This is a genomic window from Cryobacterium sp. N19, from assembly GCF_002929595.1.
Taxonomy (GTDB): domain Bacteria; phylum Actinomycetota; class Actinomycetes; order Actinomycetales; family Microbacteriaceae; genus Cryobacterium; species Cryobacterium flavum.
This window is the reverse complement of the sequence record NZ_PJJR01000054.1, coordinates 83,168-102,172: the sequence shown is the minus strand read 5'-3', so window position 1 is coordinate 102,172 and position 19,005 is coordinate 83,168. Positions and strand designations below refer to the sequence as shown.

The 19,005-nt window shown below is 66.5% G+C and carries 15 protein-coding genes; 5 read left to right on the top strand and 10 right to left on the bottom strand.

Annotated features, from left to right (window positions below; all coding sequences use genetic code 11):
* Positions 1–99: 99 nt before the first annotated feature.
* Positions 100–2,430 carry a caspase family protein gene (locus CXY78_RS18625; protein WP_158253351.1) on the bottom strand — a complete coding sequence of 777 codons (2,331 nt, stop codon included), beginning with the start codon at positions 2,428–2,430 and terminating at the stop codon, positions 100–102.
* On the opposite strand from CXY78_RS18625, the gene CXY78_RS21120 reads away from it, so the two are divergent.
* Entirely contained in the window at positions 2,405–2,845 is a 441-nt protein-coding gene (locus CXY78_RS21120; RefSeq protein ID WP_158253350.1) for a hypothetical protein, read from the top strand. The genes CXY78_RS18625 and CXY78_RS21120 overlap by 26 nt on opposite strands.
* Positions 2,846–2,848: 3 nt before the next feature.
* Here CXY78_RS21120 and CXY78_RS18620 read toward each other — a convergent pair whose 3' ends face one another.
* Entirely contained in the window at positions 2,849–3,700 is an 852-nt protein-coding gene (locus CXY78_RS18620) for a caspase family protein (protein WP_104090635.1), read from the bottom strand.
* 286 nt (positions 3,701–3,986) lie between these two features.
* Here CXY78_RS18620 and CXY78_RS18615 point away from each other — a divergent pair, with 286 nt between their 5' ends.
* Positions 3,987–4,700: a bacterial transcriptional activator domain-containing protein gene (locus tag CXY78_RS18615; protein WP_092339667.1), complete on the top strand. Its 714-nt coding sequence runs from the start codon at positions 3,987–3,989 to the stop codon at positions 4,698–4,700.
* Positions 4,701–4,743: 43 nt separating this feature from the next.
* Complete coding sequence (locus tag CXY78_RS18610; RefSeq protein WP_139165809.1) at positions 4,744–5,595, top strand: TIGR00645 family protein; 852 nt, start codon at positions 4,744–4,746, stop codon at positions 5,593–5,595.
* A 9-nt stretch (positions 5,596–5,604) separates the two neighbouring features.
* On the opposite strand, the gene pflA is transcribed toward CXY78_RS18610, so the two are convergent.
* From pflA to CXY78_RS18595, 3 genes are all read right to left on the bottom strand, one after another.
* Positions 5,605–6,417 (bottom strand): pyruvate formate-lyase-activating protein, encoded by an 813-nt coding sequence (pflA, locus tag CXY78_RS18605; protein ID WP_233197544.1) that lies wholly within the window; start codon positions 6,415–6,417, stop codon positions 5,605–5,607.
* 151 nt (positions 6,418–6,568) lie between these two features.
* The gene (gene pflB, locus CXY78_RS18600; protein WP_104090634.1) at positions 6,569–8,836 is read right to left on the bottom strand and encodes a formate C-acetyltransferase; all 2,268 of its coding nucleotides are present in this window, start codon (positions 8,834–8,836) and stop codon (positions 6,569–6,571) included.
* A 70-nt stretch (positions 8,837–8,906) separates the two neighbouring features.
* Entirely contained in the window at positions 8,907–10,628 is a 1,722-nt protein-coding gene (locus CXY78_RS18595) for an AMP-binding protein (RefSeq protein WP_104090633.1), read from the bottom strand.
* Positions 10,629–10,728: 100 nt separating this feature from the next.
* On the opposite strand from CXY78_RS18595, the gene CXY78_RS18590 reads away from it, so the two are divergent.
* Positions 10,729–11,673: an ornithine cyclodeaminase family protein gene (locus tag CXY78_RS18590; RefSeq protein ID WP_199182641.1), complete on the top strand. Its 945-nt coding sequence runs from the start codon at positions 10,729–10,731 to the stop codon at positions 11,671–11,673.
* Positions 11,674–11,699: 26 nt separating this feature from the next.
* Positions 11,700–12,200 carry a GNAT family N-acetyltransferase gene (locus tag CXY78_RS18585; RefSeq protein WP_092339662.1) on the top strand — a complete coding sequence of 167 codons (501 nt, stop codon included), beginning with the start codon at positions 11,700–11,702 and terminating at the stop codon, positions 12,198–12,200.
* A gap of 7 nt (positions 12,201–12,207) precedes the next feature.
* Here CXY78_RS18585 and CXY78_RS18580 read toward each other — a convergent pair whose 3' ends face one another.
* The 5 genes from CXY78_RS18580 to CXY78_RS18560 are packed head-to-tail and all read right to left on the bottom strand — an operon-like array spanning position 12,208 to position 18,908.
* On the bottom strand, positions 12,208–13,038 hold the full coding sequence (locus tag CXY78_RS18580) for a CoA ester lyase (RefSeq protein WP_199182640.1): 831 nt from the start codon (positions 13,036–13,038) through the stop codon (positions 12,208–12,210).
* 5 nt (positions 13,039–13,043) lie between these two features.
* Positions 13,044–14,231: a CaiB/BaiF CoA-transferase family protein gene (locus CXY78_RS18575; protein WP_104090629.1), complete on the bottom strand. Its 1,188-nt coding sequence runs from the start codon at positions 14,229–14,231 to the stop codon at positions 13,044–13,046.
* A complete protein-coding gene (locus CXY78_RS18570) occupies positions 14,228–16,282 on the bottom strand; it encodes an SUMF1/EgtB/PvdO family nonheme iron enzyme (protein WP_104090627.1) in 2,055 nt (684 codons plus the stop codon). Before CXY78_RS18570 ends, CXY78_RS18575 begins: the two co-directional genes overlap by 4 nt.
* Positions 16,279–17,733, bottom strand: coding sequence for an ADP-ribosylglycohydrolase family protein (locus tag CXY78_RS18565; RefSeq protein ID WP_104090626.1), 1,455 nt, complete (start codon positions 17,731–17,733; stop codon positions 16,279–16,281). Before CXY78_RS18565 ends, CXY78_RS18570 begins: the two co-directional genes overlap by 4 nt.
* Positions 17,730–18,908, bottom strand: coding sequence for an ADP-ribosylglycohydrolase family protein (locus CXY78_RS18560; RefSeq protein ID WP_104090624.1), 1,179 nt, complete (start codon positions 18,906–18,908; stop codon positions 17,730–17,732). Before CXY78_RS18560 ends, CXY78_RS18565 begins: the two co-directional genes overlap by 4 nt.
* Positions 18,909–19,005: the final 97 nt, after the last annotated feature.

Genomic DNA, 19,005 nt, shown 5'->3' with positions numbered 1-19,005 from the left:
GCCTGCCAATCGCCGTTTCACGGCGCCCGCGCGCGCCCAGTTCACGGCGCCGCGGGAGCTGCGCCACGACCCACGGCGACGCCCCCGAATCCCCCTGGCCTACCCGTCGATGAAGTCCGCAGCAGCGCGCAGGAACGCGGCAGCCGCGAGGGCGCGAGCGGCGGCATCCGTTTCGCGCGAGCCGGCGCTGCCCGCCATTCCTGCCGGGCCAGCGGATGCCGCGAGCGGGTCGATCCCGCCCGCGGCGACCCCGCCCGCGCCAATCCCGCCCGCGCCGACCCCGGCTCCGACCCCGGTTCCCACGCCGGCGGCCGCGTCAAGCAGAGCCGAAATAGCGCCCGGAATCGTTGCGGAGCCGGACCCAAAGCCCGAACCCGAGCCCGCACCGGCGGCGACCCCGCCCGCGGCCGAACCAGCACTAGTAACACCGGCAGCAGATACCGAACCAGCACCGCCAACCAGAGCCCCCAAAAACACCCGCGACTTCGCCGCCCGCGGACCATTGAAGTCCGGGTTCTGCCGCGGCTGGCTGGAGAATGCCTCACGCACCTTGGCCAGGAATTCGGCGTTGGTCAAACGATTCGCGCTCGGAACCGCGAGCAGGCTGGCCGCAACGGTGAAGTTCCCGTGCCCGCCAGTTTCATACGCGACCTCGGTGGGCTTGCACGCACTGAACAGCACTTCCCGGGTCAGCGCCCGCTTGCCGGCCCGAGCGGGCGCGCCGCGCTTGGCCCGATAGTTCCTGCTCGTCTGCTCATCGGGGATGATGAACCGCGCCCGCCGCCCGTGGGGAGCGGATGCCGCACTCAGGTCGGCCACATCGGCCGGCTGCAGCTGCAACCGGCGCTGACCATCACCGGAGTGGCAGGAATCGAAGAAGGCCGTGAGGCTGACGCCGTCGGGCAGCTGGTCGAAGATCTCGCCCAGGTCGTCATCGATGATCAGGTTGCCGTCGCGAAAGTCGATCGGGCAGAGCGCTTCGTCGTACTTCGTCTCCTCGTTGCCGGCCTCGGATTCGTCGCCGTCGAGATCGTCGACGTAGGTGCCGTGGCCGGCGTATTGAAAGACCAGCACATCGCCGGCGACGCTACTGGCGACCAGGTCGAGCAGCCCGAGCAGAATGTTCTGCCGGGTCGCCTCCGCGTCGAGCAGGGTGCGCACCGCGAACCCGGCGATGCTGAATTGCGCAGCCCAGGCCTCGGCATCGGCTACGCAGCCGTAGAGGGCATCGCCGCCCGGATAGGCGTTGATGCCCACACAGAGCGCCTGGTGAGTGCCGACCGGTCGTGGCGCTGCCGGGCCTGCCATAGGCCAAAGTTCGTCGCCGAGATCCCGAGTGGCTGGGAACGACTGGATGCGCGAGCTGCCGGTGACCCGGCGGGCGACGCTGTCCATAGTGGGAATGTCGTTGTCGAAACCGCCGTGACTGGTCGAGGTGCTGCGGCTGGTGAGCGGGCCGCTTGGCGTCTTCGACCAGATGATATCGGCCGCCCCACCGACCCCGGGCGACCCGCTCGCGCCGGACAGCCCGAACAGCCCAGCCAGCACGGGGTCGGCGCGCAGGCATTCCTCGAGTCCGAGGATGGGCGAAAACTCCTCGGGTTCGAACGACGCCCGCACTAGGTAGAGCAGGGACTTTCCGTGGGCGCCGAGGCAGGTGTCGTCGCGTTCGAGTTTCTCGGTCATGGTGAACATGGCGAGGGATTCCACGCCGTGGCCGACCAGGGGCACGATCTGCTTCTCGAAGACGTCGGTGCGCACGGCCGGCGCGAGCAGGCTGAGCGTTTCGATGGCCGGCACCCCGGCTTTCAACGCCGTCGGCAGAAAGAAGGAGTGAAAGATCGACCCGGCGCTGTGCCCGACGGCGTGCACGGTGATCGTGTCGGGATGCGCTGCGCAGTAGGCGCCAAGCGCTTCGGCCACGTAGCGGGCGCCGCCGTCACCGGCCGGGGCCGCCTCGGCCGAACGCTTCATCTGCCCCCAGATCGCCTGGCCCTGCCCGAATCGGGCCGCCAGTTCGAGTACCCGGTCCTTTGCATCGTCGAGCCAGCCGCGGCGACCCTGCGCCCAGTCTCCGACCGCGCTCGTGATGGCCCCGGCGAGGCTGGTCTCCCAGACGAAGTGAATCGGGTAGACGCCGTTCGATTTCCACCAGTCCACCTGGGTGGCCGCGATGCGCAGCCCGGATTGCTCATCGACGAGCCCGCCGTGCGCGTAGAACACCACGGGAACGACGCCGCCATGCTCGGCCACAAAGGCCGGCAGGTGGGTGGCGAAGATGGCGTCGACGTCTTTCTTGGTCGTTGTGAACGCCCCGGTCGACGAGAAAGTGCCGCCGCTGAGGTTGACGACGTGCGGCCGTAGTTTTCGGCTGGCCGCGCTGGCTTCCGATCCGGAGGAGATCGTGCGGTTTCTCTGGGAGAACCCCACCCTGCTCGCGGCGGCGAGAATCGATCCGACCCGGCCGATCGCGGTCGAACGGGTGCGCCCCACCCTGCGCGTCGGCCCCGACGGTTTCGTCGTGTCGGAGATCGGCGCCACCTTCACCCAGGAGTTTCGGCTGAGCGCCGCTGAAGCCCGCAGCCTGGGGCTCGCTACCCGGGCACCGGTGTTCATTCGCGGCGGCGGGCAACTGCGGTTCGACGAGGGCGGGCGCCTCAGCTTCGCCGCCCTCAAACCGATTCTCGATCCCGACCGCCAGCGCGCCAAGCTCGCCGCCGCGCAGCTCGCCACTCGCCCAGCGAATGCCGCCGCCCCGCCTGTACCGCCGCAGCCCAGCCCGCGAAAAATCGCCGCGCCGCCCTCCGAGGTCTCGGCCGACCGTCGGCCGACCTTTCATCCCTGAGGTTCAGAACGCCGTGCCCCACGCCGTCGACTTTCCCAAAGCGGATGCCTCCAGCTGCGCACGCTGCGCGAACTTGCGCGCCCGCAGCTTCGCGTTGACCTGTTTGATCACCTCACCACGGCTCGAACCGGACTGCAGCGCGTCCAGCAGAAAGTGCGTGAACGCGCCGTTGTACCGGCCGTCGAAGTTGGCGTCGGCGGCGGTCTGGTCGGCGCGGCAGGCGGCGAACAACACCGGTTTGGCCGCGGCCTTGGAGGTGCGAACCAGGTCCCGCAGGGTACGGGTGTCGGCGCCCTCGGCTTCGGCGCCGTCCCGACCGAGCGGTGTCGGCGGCGGCACGAAGCGCGGGCGCCGGTCGTCGACCGTGGGCACGAGGTCCATGGCGCGCAGCCTGCTGCCGCTGTGACAGGTGTCGAGGATCACATCGACCAGCACCCCCTTTGGCAGCCGGGCAAACAGGTCGTGCAGTTCATCGTCGACGATGAGAGAGCCCGGGTCCCACGCGGCACCGTTCTGCCGCAGGTCGTAGGTGGCGAAGGCTTCGTCGACCTGGTCGGCTTCGTCGCCGCTCGTGTCGGGCAGCTGCGTGCCGTGGCTCGACATGGTGAAAACGATGTGATCGAGGTGCTCCCCCGGCGCGTTCGCCCGGTCCAGCGCCTCGGTCATCGCGCCGAACGCAGCGTCCTTGGTCGCTGCCTGGTCGGTCAGCACGGTGATGCTCGCGTCGGCGAATCCGAAACCCGAGGCGAGCAGCTCCCTGACATCGTTGGCGTCGTTCACGCAGCCGTTCAGCCAGCTCGCCATCGGCAGATTCTCGAACTTGTTGATTCCCACGCAGAGAGCGAATTGAGTCATGATGGTCCAAATCTGACAGAGCCAACACAAGCGGATGCCGCGGGTGCCAGCTGCACACTCCGCGCGAACCGAGGGTAGCCGCAGGGGCGTTACCGGCGAGTTACTCGGGCGCCGCGCTCGCGGGTGCGAAAGCATCCGTTTTGGGGGTATCGGCATTGACAACCGAGCCGGTGCTGGCCATTCTGGGCGGTAGCAGCACCCGCTGTCTCGTTGCGGGTCCGCTGTGTATTCTTTCGCGGATCGAGCACTCATGGGATTTTCGGCGACACCCGGCTAGGATCTTCACGTGCTGGGCCACTGGCAGTTGCGCTACAACGGCCTTCCGGTCGAGGTCGGTGCACGTCAGAAGCGGCTGCTCGCTGCCCTCGCCCTGCTGCACCCCCAACCGCGACCCGTGCTGGCCGCCTTGCTCTGGCCCGACAGCCCCGAGCGTCAGTCGGCCGGAAACCTGCGGGCGAGCGTCTTTCGCATCTCGCATGAACTGCCCCGACTCTTGAGCGCGACTGATCCTCCGCAACTCGACGCCGCGGTGCGCGTTGACCTGCGCGAGGTACGGGAATTGATCACCGAGGTCACCCTGAACGGCGCACGATCGGTGACGCCCGAATCGATCGATTTGCTGCAGGAAGCCAACCTGCTGCCGGGCTGGTACGAGGAATGGGTGATCGACCAGCAGGATCACCTGCTGAACCAGCGGGTCGATGCGCTGGAAGCCCTGGCCCGCTGTTACCTGGTCGCCAGCAGTTTCAACCGCGCCCTGGGAGCGGCACGGGCAGCGGCGCTTGTCGCCCCGCTGCGGGAAAGCGCCCAGCACCTGCTCGTACGCTGCCACATCGCCGAAGACAACTACGCCTCGGCGGTGTGGGTGTACCGCAGTTTTCGGGCCCACCTGGGGCGGGAACTCGGGGTCGAACCGTCGGCCCATTTCGCCGAGCTGCTCGGGCTGGAACCTGCGATCGCCGACTCCCGCCTGCTGGTGCGGGCGATGAAAACCAGCTGAGCTCACAGGAGGTTCTCACTCGGGGCCAACTTATGATCGACCGGTGACTGAAACAGCCCTCCCCCGCCCCTTCCGCCCCCAGTCCCGCTGGGTACGCAGCGTCGGGCTCATGATCTTCTTCAGCCGCTGGCTGCAGGCACCCCTCTATATCGGCCTGATCATCGCGCAGATCATTTACGTGATCGTGTTCATGGTTGAGCTCATCAACCTCGGTGGTGACGTCTGGACGTCACTGACCGTTCCGAGTAACGACGGCGGCATCCACGTTGAAGAAGCCGCGATCATGCTCTCCGTGCTCGGCCTGATCGACGTCGTGATGATCGCGAACCTGCTGATCATGGTCATCATCGGCGGCTACGAAACGTTCGTCTCGCGCATCCGCTTAGAGGGTCACCCCGACCAGCCGGAATGGCTGTCGCACGTCAACGCGAACGTGCTCAAGGTGAAACTCGCTATGGCCATCGTGGGGATCTCGTCGATTCATCTGCTCAAGACGTTCATCGAGGTCGGCGATCTGGCCGCGCGCGGCACGCCGGTGGATTCGAACCCCACCGAGACCATCACCGGCAACGTCTACACCTGGGACGGCGTGCTCTGGCAGGTCATCATCCACATGGTGTTCATTCTCTCCGCCATCGCCCTGGCTTGGATCGACCGAATGTCGCAGGCCGGGCATGCTGCTCCGGCGTTTGCGCCGTCACCGGTGCACGGGCCCACCGTCGCCCCCGGGCCGATCACGGCTCTGACTGCCGCACCCATCCGGCGCGAACTCGCGCCCGCGGCATCCACCGGAATCGCCCTGCACCTGACCCAGCTGGGTCAGCTCCGCGACGCCGGCGTTGTAACGGATGCCGAATTCCTCGCCAAAAAGACGGAGTTGCTCGCCCGCTACTAGGAGGCTGATTCAGAAGGTCATGAGGCCGTGGGCGCGAAACTGGCCGCGCACCCGCTCCTGCAGGGCGGCGTCCGGCGGTTGCACGCCGTGCAGCGGATACGGGATGGCCAGGCGGTTCCACTTGTCCTCGCCCATCTGGTGGAATGGCAGCACCTCGACCCTGGAGACGTTGGGCCAGCGGGCCACGATCTCGGCGACGGCGTCAACGTTGTCGATCGCGTCGGTCAGCCCGGGAACGAGCACGAACCGAACCCAGACATTGGTGCCGCGCGCGCTCAGCCGGTCGCCGAACGCGATGGTCGGTGCCAACTCTCGCCCGGTCACTTCACGGTAGGTGTCGGGCAGGCCGGACTTCACGTCGAGCAGTACGAGGTCGGTGTGATCGAGCAACTCGTCCGACGCGCTTGTGCCGAGATACCCCGAGGTGTCGAGGGTCGTGTGCACGCCGAGCTCATGGCACTCGGCGAACACCCGTGCGACGAATGCCGGTTGCATGAGCGGCTCCCCGCCGGACAGCGTCAGACCGCCTCCGGTCGCCGCGAACACACCGAGGTAGCGACGGATACGGGTGAGCACATCCTCAATCGGCGTGATCACGCCGTCGTGCTTCTTCCAGGTGTCCGGGTTGTGGCAGTACTGGCAGCGCAGCAGGCAGCCGGAGAGAAAGTAGGTCAGCCTGGTGCCCGGCCCGTCGACGGCCGTGACGAGTTCCCAGGAGTGCACGCTCGCCACCCGACCGTCGCGGATCGCGGCCAGATTCTCGTGGTGCTTCTTGGTCGCCGGAGCGCCCGTCGCGCGGGTGGCGGTGTGGGCGAGGTCCAACTGGTGCAGGTCAGCAGTGGTGGAGGCGCGGGCCACGGATGCTGCGCGCACGGCCCGGCTCACGGCATCCGCTCGCGACGGCCCGTCTGAGGTTCTCTTTACCGGCACACCCAGGCGGTGTGGACCGACATTGACCGCGGCACCCACGACGTCAGACGCTCGTGTGGAAGGTGCGGCTGATTACGTCGAGCTGCTGCTCGCGGGTGAGGCGCACGAAGTTCACGGCGTAGCCCGACACCCTGATGGTCAGCTGCGGGTAGTTTTCGGGATGCAGCATGGCGTCTTCAAGGGTTTCGCGGTTGAGCACATTGATGTTGAGGTGATACCCGCTCGCGAGCGTGTAGGCGTCGATCAGGCCGACGAGGTTGGTGATCTGCTCCTCGGGCGTGTGGCCGAGACCGGTCGGCACGACCGTGTTGGTCAGGGAGATGCCGTCTTGCGCTTCGGAATAGGGCAGTTTTGCCACGCTCAGGGCCGAGGCGAGCATGCCGTGTGTGTCGCGGCCGTTCATCGGGTTGGCTCCGGGAGCGAAGGGCGCTCCGCCGCGGCGTCCGTCGGGCGTGTTTCCGGTCTTCTTACCGTAGACCACGTTCGAGGTGATGGTGAGCACCGACTGGGTATGTACGGCGTTCCGGTAGGTGGGGTGCTTGCGAATCATGGCCATAAAAGTCTCGACGATGGTGACCGCGATCTCGTCGACCCGGTCGTCATCGTTGCCGAACGAGGGGTACTCGCCGTCGATCGTGTAGTCCACGACGAGGCCGGTGTCGTCGCGCACCGGACGCACGGTGGCGTACTTGATCGCGGCGAGGGAGTCGGCGGCGACGCTGAGGCCGGCGATGCCGCAGGCCATCGTGCGCAGAATGGTGCCGTCGTGCAGGGCCATCTCGAGCCGTTCATAGGCATACTTGTCGTGCATGTAGTGGATGCAGTTGAGCGCGTCGACGTAGGTCTCGGCGAGCCATTCGAGGCTCGCGAGGTAGGCGGCCCAGACGGTGTCATAGTCGAGCACGTCCCCGGCCAGCGGGGCGGTGACCGGCGCGATCTGCTCGCCGGTCAGTTCGTCGCGACCGCCGTTGATGGCGTAGAGCAGCGCCTTGACGACGTTGACCCTGGCACCGAAGAATTGCATTTGCTTGCCGACCCCCATCGGCGAGACACAGCAGGCGATGGCGGCGTCGTCGCCCCAGGCCTCACGAATGATGTCGTCCGACTCGTACTGAATGGCCGAGGTGTCGATGGAGACCTGCGCGCAGAAGCGCTTGAATCCCTCGGGCAGAGCGTCGCTCCACAGCACCGTGAGGTTCGGCTCCGGCGCCGGGCCCAGGTTGTACAGGGTCTGCAGAAACCGGAACGCGGTCTTCACCACGAGGGTGCGCCCGTCGAGGCCGATGCCACCGAGCGACTCGGTGACCCAGGTGGGGTCGCCGGAGAACAGCTGGTCGTATTCCGGGGTGCGCAGAAATCGCACGATACGCAGCTTGATCACGAGGTCGTCAATGAGTTCCTGCGCCTGGCTCTCGGTCAACACTCCGGCCTGAAGGTCACGCTCGAGGTAGGCGTCGAGGAAGGCGCTGTTGCGGCCGAACGACATGGCGGCACCGTTCTGCTCCTTGACCGCGCCGAGGTAGGCGAAGTACAGCCACTGCACCGCTTCGGTCGCCGTTCGTGCCGGCCGGGCAATGTCGAACCCGTAACTGGCGGCCATCTGAACGAGTTCTTTCAGGGCCCGCACCTGCTCGGCGTTCTCCTCCCTTGCGCGGATGATCTCTTCCGTGCTCGGCTGCTCGTCCAGCGTCGCGCGTTCGATCTTCTTCGCCGCGATCAGCGCGGTCACGCCGTAGAGCGCGACGCGGCGGTAGTCTCCGATAATGCGGCCGCGACCGTAGGCGTCCGGCAGCCCCGTGATGAGGTGACTGTGCCTGGCCCGCTTGACGGCCGGCGGATACACGTCGAACACGCCGTCGTTGTGGGTCTTGCGGTACTTGGTGAAGATCGTTTCCAGCTCGGGCGAGACCGGGTAGCCGTAGGTCTCGAGGCTCGTCGCGACCATGCGCCAGCCGCCAAACGGCATGATGGCGCGCTTGAGCGGGGCATCCGTTTGTAATCCGACAATGATCTCGTTCGGTCGGTCGATGTAGCCGGGTGCGTGCGCGGTGATCGATGCCGGGGTCGTCGGGTCGACGTCGTAGACGCCGAGCGCCCGCTCCCGGGGAAACATCGCCGACAGGCGAGCCCACAGGCCCAGGGTGCGCTCGGTCGCCCCGGTCAGAAAGCTCGCGTCTTCGGTGAACGGCGTGTAGTTGCGCTGAATGAAATCGCGCACGTCAATTCCGTGCTGCCAGGGTCCGGCGGTGAAACCGGCCCAACCATCATCGATGCTGGGAGCGGCGGAACGCGGGCTGTCAAGGAGGGTCATACCTCCACGCTAGCGACGGGGCCGGCGGCTGTCTCGGGCCGTAAGTCCCGACTTTTCCGTCAGCGGATGCTTACCGTTTCAGCCCCGGAAACTGGTCGTCGCGCCATTCGTCGGGCAGCCGGGTGCCGGCGGCGGCCGCATCGTCTTCGCGCTCGCGCAGCTCGACCCGGCGAATCTTGCCAGAGATGGTCTTGGGCAGCTCGAAGAATTCCACCCGGCGCACCCGCATGTAGGCGGGCAGGCCGGTGCGGGCGTGTCGAAGTACGGCTTCGGCGGTCTCGGCGTTCGGTTCCCAGCCCGGGGCGAGGTGGATGTAGGCCTTGGGAATGTTCAGCCGGGTGGAGTCGGGCGCGGGAACGACGGCGGCTTCGGCAACTGCGGGGTGTTCGAGCAGCACGCTCTCCACCTCGAACGGTGACACCTTGTAGTCGCTCGATTTGAACACGTCGTCGGTGCGGCCGATGAAGGTGAGGTAGCCGTCGGCATCCACGTTGGCGACATCGCCGGTGTGAAAGAAGCCGCCGCGAATGGCGTGCGCGGTGAGGTCGGGTTCGCCGTGGTAGCCGCTCATGAGGTTGACCGGGCTCTGCGAGAGGTCGAGGCAGATCTCGCCCTCGTCGGCGGGCAGCTCGGTGATGGGGTCGAGCAGTTTGATCGAGACGCCGGGCAGGGGCAGCCCCATCGACCCGGCTTTCAGCACGGATCCGGGCCCGTTTCCGACGATGGCGGTGGTCTCGGTCTGGCCGAATCCGTCGCGGATCGTCAGTTTCCAGCCGTTGTCAATCTGCCGGATGACCTCGGGGTTCAGTGGTTCACCGGCCGAGAGCAGTTCCCGGAGGGCGGCGGGGCGGGCGCCAACATCCGTTTGGATGAGCATGCGCCAGACCGTGGGCGGCGCACAGAAGGTGCTGACCCTGGCGCGATGCAGCTGCGCAATGAGGGCGTTGGGATCGAACTTGGAGTAGTTGTAGACGAACACGGTGGCTTCGGCGATCCACGGGGCGAAGAAGCAGCTCCAGGCGTGTTTGCCCCAGCCGGGCGAGCTGATGGCGAGGTGCACGTCGCCGGGGCGGAGGCCCAGCCAGTACATGGTGGACAGGTGGCCGACCGGGTAGGAGGTCTGCGAGTGCAGCACCATCTTGGGTTTGCTGGTCGTGCCGGAGGTGAAGTAGATCAGCGAGGGGTCAGCGGATGCCACGACCGTCTCGATGGGCTCGGGCGTGACACTGTAGGCATCGGCGAAATCGGCCCAGCCGGGTTGCGGGGCACCGACGCCGATGCGTCCGTAGTCGCCGGGAACGTCGTCGAATTTGGCCGTGTCGGACGAGTTGGCGATGACGTGAGTGACGCCGCCGCGCTGCACCCGGTCGCTCAGGTCGTGCGAGGCGAGCACGGCGCTCGTGGGCATGATGACGGCGCCGACCTTCATGATGGCGAGCATGGCCTCCCAGATTTCGCGCTGGTTGCCAAGCATGAGCATGACGTGGTCGCCGCGCCGCACGCCCTGATGGCTGAGCCACGTGGCAACCTGGTCTGACCGGTGAGCCATCTCGTCGAACGTGAACTTCTGCTCGCTACCGTCTTCTTCGACGATCCACAGCGCTATCTTGTCGTTGCCGCGGGCGAGCACATCGAACCAGTCGGTGGCCCAGTTGAAGTGGTCTCCCACGTCGGGCCATTCAAATTCCTGCGCGGCGCGGGCGTGATCGTCGCGCAGGGCCAGAAGCTGGTCGCGGGCCGCGCGGTAGTTGCCGGTGCTCGTGTTGGTGTTCGTGCCCACCTGGTGAGTCATACGCCGTTGTCTCCTCGAACGAGTCGCCAGAGTGAAACGGCGACAGTCCATTCTGGCAGTGCTCGAGGTCGGACCGCACCGGGCCGATAGTCTGCGAGGGATGACATCTGAAAACGCGCCCGTCCTGCCCGCCATGATAACGGCCAACGAGATATTCGCTCGGGTCGACTACCGCGCCGCTGTTCGGGCGGTGCAGAACGCGCTCCTCGGCGAGCTCGACCCGGCACAGGATTTCGCCCGGCAGGTGCTGCCGGTCGCAAGCGGCCAGCTGCTGCTCATGCCCACCGAGGCGCCGGATTTCGTCGGTATCAAGGTGGCCTCGGTCGCTCCGGGTAACCCGGCGCTCGGCGTCGAGCGCATCCAGGGCGTCTACCTGCTGCTCGATGCCGCGACGCTGACCCCGGTCTGCCTGCTCGATGGCGCCGCGATCACGACCCTGCGCACCCCGGCCTTGTCGGCCGCCGCCGGCGATTACCTGGCTCCGGCTACCGTGGAACACCTGGTCGTGTTCGGATCGGGGCCGCAGGCCTGGGGCCACATCGAGGCGATGTGGGCCATCCGCTCGATCAATCGAGTCACTATCGTGGCCCGCGACCAGGCCCGTGCCGAGCTGTTCGCAGCTCGGGTGAGCGCGACCGGGCTGCCGGCCCGGGTCGGCATCGCGGCCGACGTCGCGACGGCGCAGCTCATCGTGTGCGCCACGACCGCCCGCACTCCCCTGTTCGATGGGTCGCTGGTGCCCGACGACTGCTGCGTTGTCGCGGTCGGTTCGCACGAAGCGGATGCCCGCGAGCTCGACTCCGCGCTCCTCTCCCGCGCCCAGGTTGTGGTCGAAGACCCGGCGACGGCGCTGCGCGAGGCCGGTGATGTGATCATGGCCCTGGCCGAGGGTGTGGTCCGGCCGGGAGACCTCGTGCCGCTGCGTGAACTGGTGATCGGTGCGATCGCCGTAGATCTGGGTCGGCCACGCATCTTCAAGAGCACGGGAATGTCTTGGGAAGACCTGGTCATCGCGACGGCGGTGCATCGGGCCGGCGAGCTGTGAAGTAGAGACACGGCTTATCGTTAGGGGTGACCTTCTCCATTCGTTCCTTCGTGCCCGCCGATCTGCCGCGCCTGCTCGCGCTCAACAATGAGGCCGTTCCCGCGGTCAACGAGCTGGATGCCGAGGCGCTGGCTTCGCTGGCGCTGCACAGCCACCTCGCGGTCGCCGTTGTCGACGACGATAATGTCGGCACGGTGCTCGGCTTCGCCATTCTGTTCGTCGCCGGAGCGGAGTACCAGAGCGAGAACTACCGCTGGTTCTCCGCCCGGTCCAGTGATTTTCTCTACGTCGACCGCATCGTCGTGGCCGACGGGTATCGCGGGCAGGGCCTCGGCCAGGTGCTTTACGACGCCATCTTCCGCGCTGCCCGCCGTTTGGAGCTCGCCGAAGTGCTCTGCGAGGTCAACCTGGAGCCGCGGAACCCGGGCTCCCTCGCCTTCCACGACCGGCTCGGCTTTGTGGAGGTCGGCCAGCTGTCGACAAAGGGCGACACCGTTGTCGTGAGCCTGCTGGCGGCGTCCGTTTAACCCACGATTAACCAGACGTTCGGGTGGCTGCTGTGAGCTGCAGGATGCGCTGCGCCCGACCACGCATGGCCCCATCGACCATCTCTCCAGACCGCAGGGTCGTCACACCACCGGCAGCAAGCGCCATCAGGACCTCATTCGCCCAGGCCAGATCGGTCGAGTTCGGCTGGAAGGCTGTGCGAATAACCGCGAGCTGCACCGGATGAATTGCCACTCGCCCCACGAGTCCAAGGGCCGCGCCGCGTTGCGTGTCGCTCAGGAGTCCCGGCAGGTCGGTGATGCCCGGCCACGCTGAAATCATGGGCGCGGGGAGCCCCGCTGCCCGCGCGGCCACCACCAGGCGAATGCGCGCAAACTCGAGCACCTGCGGCGAAGACGAACCCAGATCGCTTGCCAGGTCGGAATCGCCCAGCGCGAGCCCAGCCGTGACCGGATGCTCAGCCAGGGAGAACGCTCGTTCCAGCCCCAACGCTGTCTCGATCAGCGTGGTGACCTGATAAAACTGAGCGACGGCATCAAGTTGCGCAACGCTTTCAGTTTTGGGCAAGCGAAGCGAAAAGCGCTCCGCGACCGGCAGGAGCGCATCAAGGTCGTCGTCGCAGTCCGCAGTGACGCGCACTTGAATGCGCGGGCCACTCGACTCACCTCCCGAATCGTCCCGTGCCAGCAACCACTCGACCACATTGCGGCGGGCCTGCGCTTTGTCACCGTTCGGAACTGAATCTTCTAGGTCGAGAATGACCAGGTCGGCACCGCTCGCAACGGCCTTGTCAAACCGTTCCGGCCGGTTTCCGGGCACATACAGACCGGCAATGAACACCGACTGATCGTCGGCCACGGCACTCATATGATTCCCCGCTCACGGAGCTGTTCAAGCTGTTCGACGCTGACGCCGACCTCGGCGAGCACCTCGTCTGTGTTGCTGCCGTGGGCCCTGCCGGTCCAGCGGATGCTCCCCGGGGTCTCCGACAGGCGAAACAGCACGTTTTGCATCTTGATCGGTCCGAGCTCGTCGTCGTCGACCGATTGCACCGTGCCCAGAGCCTGATATTGCGGGTCCGCGATGACCCCGCGCACGTCGTAAACCGGGGCGATGGCAGCTTCGGCCTGCTCGAACGCGGCCAGGACCACTGTTGCCGGCCGTGCGGCGATCCAGGTTGACACGGCAAGATCGAGCTCCACCGCGTGCTCCGCGCGTTCGTGCCCCGAGCCGAACCAGGGTTTGGCGACCAGATCGGGGCGGCCCACGAGATGGAGAACGCGCTCCGCGATTGACTGCGAACTCGTGCTCACGGCCAGCCAGGTGCCATCGGCACTGCGATAGACGTTGCGCGGCGAATTATTTACCGACCGGTTTCCGGTGCGTTGCTGAACGGCGCCGAGCTGGTCGTAGGCGGTGATCTGGCCGCCCAGCAGCATGAGTATGGGTTCGATGATGGCCATGTCGATCACCTGACCGGCGCCAGACGTGGCGACACCGCGCAGCGCAACCATGATCGCGTAGCTCGTCGCCAAGGCGGCGACACCGTCGGCCAGGCCGAACGGCGGCAGCGTGGGTGGACCGTCTGGTTCACCGGTGAGGGCGGCGAACCCGCTCATCGCTTCGGCGAGCGACCCGAAACCGGGCCGGGCCGAATAGGGACCGAATTGACCGAACGCGGTAACGCGGGCGATCACGAGTTTGGGATTGGCCGCGAGCAGACGCTCCGGCCCCAGGCCCCAGCGTTCCAGGGTCCCGGGGCGAAAATTCTCAATGACAACGTCCGCGTCGGCAACGAGTCGCAGCAGCAGGTCGGCACCGTCCGGCTGGCCGAGATTCAGGGTAACGGTGCGTTTATTGCGGCCCAGAGTCTTCCACCATAGGTTGACGCCGTTCTTGGCCGGGCCATGCCCCCGCGCGGCATCCGGTTTCATCGGGTGTTCAATTTTGATCACGTCGGCGCCGAAGTCACCAAGGAATGTGGCCGCGAGCGGCCCGGCGAACAGGGTCGAGATGTCTAGTACCCGAATGCCGGTGAGGGGCGCGTTCATGATGTGCTCCCTGCGGCAAGGTCCCAGCACACGCGAAAGCCGATGTTCTCCGACCGATCCAGTCCCAGACCAGGGAGCAGAAACTTCGCCGTGAATTCCCGTTCGCGCGGTCCGCCGTCGAAATACCAGTCAGACCCAGCCGGTTCGTGCGAACTTCCGCCCTTCAGCATGACGAAACGGGTGATGCCGTCGCTGTGCTCGCTTTCCGTCCAGTTCCAGACAAGTGGGTGCAACCGGCCGAGCGCCGGATCGGCGGCCGCAACCTGCCACTCGAACTCGGACGGCAGCCGACCGCCAACCCAGTGGGCATAGGCCCGGGCATCGGCCAAGTTCACCAGCGTGACCGGATCGGTGCCAGTAGTTGGCCGTAGACCGGAATCCGGGTCGCCGAGAAAACGATTCGGAATTAGGGGACGATAGCCGGTGGCCTCGAGAAATGCCTCAAACTCGGCAACAGTGACCTCCGTGGTGGCGACGGCGACTGAGCTAAGCAGCACGGTCATCGTCTCCTCGCGGTCATCGTGCAGTCGCGGAGGGAGCGGCTTCCACTCGTCGACGTACGGTGCGCCCTGATAGAGACCGGTCTCTCGGCGGCGATAACGGATGCGTAGCGTCCGTTCGCCGGCACGGACCGACACCGTGTGAGCGGGTGCGAGGCCAACCGTCGCTGTAGCGGGCGGCGGTACGCGCACAGCGGCGCGGGCTGGAAAGCTGGAGGTGGGGGTCGGGTGCGCCGCAGAATCCGCATTCTCGGCCTGCAGCAGCGCGGCCAGCCACGACGGGTCGGGGCCGGTGACCGCCACGACAGCAGTAATGCCCCGCGCGGGCACGGTGACGGCGGTGCCCTCAGCGTCCAGGACCGCGCCGGTGCCAAGATCGATCAGCCGTTCCGGCAGCACCGTGGCGGGCCCGGTGCCGCTGAGAACGGGGCCGTGGTAGTCAGTGCCAGAGCGGTTGACAATGGTCCACAGCGTCAGTTCAGGGGTGCGAAACCGGCTGACGTAGACCCGGGCGGCCAGCGCCGGCTCGGCTGCGTCGATCAACGGCATCCACTCGCCGTCGACGAGCACATCGCTGAGCGCGCGTTGCAGCCTCAGCATGCGGCGCAGGGTGGCCTTGTCGCGCTCGTTCCAGCCGACCCAGACGCCGAAGACTGCATCCCAGATGAGCATGCCCGTGCCGTTCATGAAGCTGGACTGCAGCTCGGCAGCGTGGTCGCGGTTCCAGCGACGGGTGTGATGCATCATGTGGCGCCGCTCGTACCAGTGCGCGCGCAGAACGCCGGGCGCTTCACTGTCGGCGAACCACTGGGCCCAGCTCAGGTGATGATCTTCGATGCGTGAAAGCTGGATGCGCGATTCGCCCTCGAGTACCTGCGGCGGGTCCGCTGAAATCAGGGCGTTGATCAGGTCGGTACCGCCCTCCTTCATCGTGTCAAGGAAGACGCCGTCGACGACGAGTTCGCCGACCAGGCGCGCGAGCTCTGCGGGGTCGTCTCCGGGGGCGCGACGGGTTCCCGTGTCCCACGGGTTGTAGTTGATGAATACTTTGAGGCCGTTTCGATGAAACTCGGAAACGAGGTCGGCTATGCCCACAACATCACGGTAGAAGTCGAACTGGTTGCGGTCATCGATGCCGATGATCGGATACGCATGCCAGAGCACGATGCCGTCGAATCCGCCGTACTCGGTTGCGCCGGCCAGGAAGGCGTCCACCGTGAATTGACCGGTCGTGTGGTCGTAGAGTCGTTCGTCCCAGAGCCAAACGAGGGCGACGCTGAAGCAGGTGCGCGCCCAGCGGGAATTATCATCGTCGTAGGCCGCGCCGCTGTAGGCGAGACGGGTACGCGCGGTCGCACGCCATTGGGTGAGGCGTTCCCGCCAGGCCGGCCACTCGGCCGCGTCGTCCGGTGCCGAGAAGATCTTGACCACGTCACCGGCCGCATCATCGATTCCGTCGGGGCCGAGCATGGTGGGCAAGTCGATTCCACGTGCGACCAACGGGTTGAATTCGTTGGTGTTCGCCTCATCGGCGTCAAAGACAACGCTCATGACCGGGTCACCTTTGTGGACGCCGACTGCGCCGTGCGGGCCACTGCCAGGGTGCGTGTGGCGAGTTCGTCGAATCCGATCTGGTTGAATCCGGGCAGGCTCGTGCTGAGCCGGTTCTTTAGGGGGGCGATCCAGCGTTTCGACAGACCGCCCGCACCGGTGAGCGCGCCGGTGATCGACCCAGCGGTGGCACCAGTCGAGTCGGTGTCCCAGCCGCCGGTGACCGCGAGGGTGATGGTGGTCTCAAAATCGCCGGCCCCGCGCACGAGGGCGAAGGCCAACAAGGCCGCATTGTTGAGCACGTGCACCCAGTGCAGCTGACCGTACTCGGCGTAGAGCAGATCGAGGGCCGCTTCGGTGTCGAGCTCGGAATGGGCGAGATCGATGCCAAACCTGATCGCCGCGGCGTAGCGGCTGCCGGGCGGGACGACGCCGAGCGCGGCGGCAAGTACCTCATCGACTGTGGAAGCCACGAGCGCCGTGGCCGAGGCGGCCGCCACAAACATGGCGCCATACACGCCGTTGCGGCGGTGGCTCAGTCGTGCATCGCGCCAGGCGAGCTCGGCGGCAAGTAACGGGGCTCCGGGATTGACCCAGCCGTAGACATCCGTTCGAATCTGGGCACCGATCCAGTCGCGGAACGGATTCTGCACCGCACCGGCCACCTCAGGCTCGTAACCGTCGAGCAAATTTCGGTAGGTGATGCGTTCGGCCGTGAAGACACGGCCACCGGGCAGGTTGGCCAGCCAGCTTTCGGCGACGTCGCGGGTGGTGAAGCCGCGGCCGACCTGCTCGAGCAGGTTGAGGGCAATGAGCGGAAAGTTGAGGTCGTCGTCTTCGGGCATGCCGTCGATGTTCTCGGCCAGGCTGGTTGGCTGGCTGCGGCGGTTCCACGGATACTGTTCGGCGATCGCCGGGTCAAGGCCGACCTCTGTGAAGTAGGAGGCGATCGGCCAGTTCGCGGTCGACTCAGCGATTAACCGGATGCCGTGCCGCGGGATCTTCTCGACCGGCTTACCGAGCAGACAGCCAGCTGCCCGACCAAGCCAGGCACCATGAATACGGTCGTACAGGATGTCGGAATCGACACTTGCCGCCGGACTGGGCGTGCGGGCGTCGGTTGCCGGGAGAAGGGCACGTATTGCCGTGAGATCGTCGGGCTCGGCTGCGGCGAGGCGTTCAGGAAGGGCCAGTTCGTCGATTTCTTGCAGAAGCTGCCGTGCCAGCCGGCGTAACTCGGGGCTCGCCGCATGGGGGGTGGCGCCGGTTACGGCGGCCAGTCGGGAACCGCCGGCTCGGCTCCACCGCTTACCGAGGTCGCCGACGGTACGACCCTCCTCGACGGCGGCGTTCAGGGCGTGGGCGACGAGGTCCTCCGGCTGTGACCAGCTGAGCCGAAGCGGACGGGTCTGGGCCTCGGGAGTCAGCCCGGCTGGCGTGGGCACGGTCATCGAGTAACGGCGCCGTGCAAGTCAGGCGTGGCCGGTGCCGGAGCCATCAGCGCGGTCATCGTCGCACCGCGGCGGGCCACTCGTTCCTGGTCGCGTGCCCAGATCTCCCTGCTGACCGCGGCCATAGTGGCCGCCGGAGCCGCGAGGTCGATGCGACTGGCCGTGGCGATGGTCTCCCGCCACTCCAGGGGTACGTTGTCGACGCCGTTCAGAGCCCCGCAGATGGCGCCGGCCATGGTGGCGATGGAGTCGGAATCGCGTCCGTAGTTGACTGCGCCTAGAACCGCATCGGAGTAGTTTCCCGCCCCGACGACGAGCATGCCGAGCGCGATCGGAAGTTCTTCGATCGATTTCGTGCGGTTGGGGATGCGGGCGTCGCGGGCTGGTTTGCGATAGTCGTCGCCGACGGTGTCGAACGGGGTGACCGCGCGGCGGAGCGGGCCAATGGCCTCACGCCAGTCAGTGATTCCGTCGGCCTCGGTGACGACGGCGTCAATCGCATCGCGGGTGCCGTCCTTGGCCAGACGCAACGCTGTGTCAATAACCGAGCTGACGGATGCCTCAGGGCGCATGGCCTCGGCCACTGCGGCCGCAAAGACCCCCGCGGCTTCCCGACCGTAGCTGGACTGGTGTGCTCCGGCAACGTCGATACCCTCCGCGTAGGCGGTGTCGGGCGAGCCGGCATTGGCGATGCCGATCGGGGCAACGTACATGGTGGCACCGCAGTTGACGATGTTTCCGACGCCGGCCTCGCGCGGGTCAATGTGTCCGTAGTGCAATCGGGCGACGAGCCACTTCTCGGCCAGGAAGATACGGTGCAGGAGCAGAGCCTCGGACTCCAGTTCCGGAATCCAACGCTTCTCGCCGAGCAGAAGCGGAACAAGGTGATCGGCGATGGAAAAGGCGTCGAGGTGGTCCCGCACGGTGGCGTAAACATCTACCAGGGCAGTGGTCATGAGGGTGTCGTCGGTGATGTGACCATCGCCCTTGTGGTACGGCGCGATGGGGCGTGCATTGCGCCAATCTTCGAGGAAAGGCCCAACAATGCCGCCAATGTAGCCGCCGTAGCGCTTCTGGATGGCCTCCGGAGTGTTGCCCTCAGCGGCACCACCGAGGGCATCGCCCACGGCCGCGCCAGCCAGTACGCCGGTCGCTTTGTCCTGCAACAGATCCATCGAATTCTCCAAGCTTGTGAACGAAAGATTACAATTCTTGGGATGTCGGCGGCTCGTCACACAGTCTGTAACGAGCCACCGACATACCCGGTCAGGG

What these genes read in the sequence shown, in the direction of transcription:
- CXY78_RS18565 (WP_104090626.1), bottom strand. Translation starts at nt 17,733, where the DNA reads ATGACCGTGCCCACGCCAGCCGGGCTGACTCCCGAGGCCCAGACCCGT.
- CXY78_RS18570 (WP_104090627.1), bottom strand. Translation starts at nt 16,282, where the DNA reads ATGAGCGTTGTCTTTGACGCCGATGAGGCGAACACCAACGAATTCAAC.
- CXY78_RS18620 (WP_104090635.1), bottom strand. Translation starts at nt 3,700, where the DNA reads ATGACTCAATTCGCTCTCTGCGTGGGAATCAACAAGTTCGAGAATCTG.
- CXY78_RS18575 (WP_104090629.1), bottom strand. Translation starts at nt 14,231, where the DNA reads ATGAACGCGCCCCTCACCGGCATTCGGGTACTAGACATCTCGACCCTG.
- CXY78_RS18595 (WP_104090633.1), bottom strand. Translation starts at nt 10,628, where the DNA reads ATGACTCACCAGGTGGGCACGAACACCAACACGAGCACCGGCAACTAC.
- pflB (WP_104090634.1), bottom strand. Translation starts at nt 8,836, where the DNA reads ATGACCCTCCTTGACAGCCCGCGTTCCGCCGCTCCCAGCATCGATGAT.
- CXY78_RS18560 (WP_104090624.1), bottom strand. Translation starts at nt 18,908, where the DNA reads ATGGATCTGTTGCAGGACAAAGCGACCGGCGTACTGGCTGGCGCGGCC.
- CXY78_RS18590 (WP_199182641.1), top strand. Translation starts at nt 10,729, where the DNA reads ATGACATCTGAAAACGCGCCCGTCCTGCCCGCCATGATAACGGCCAAC.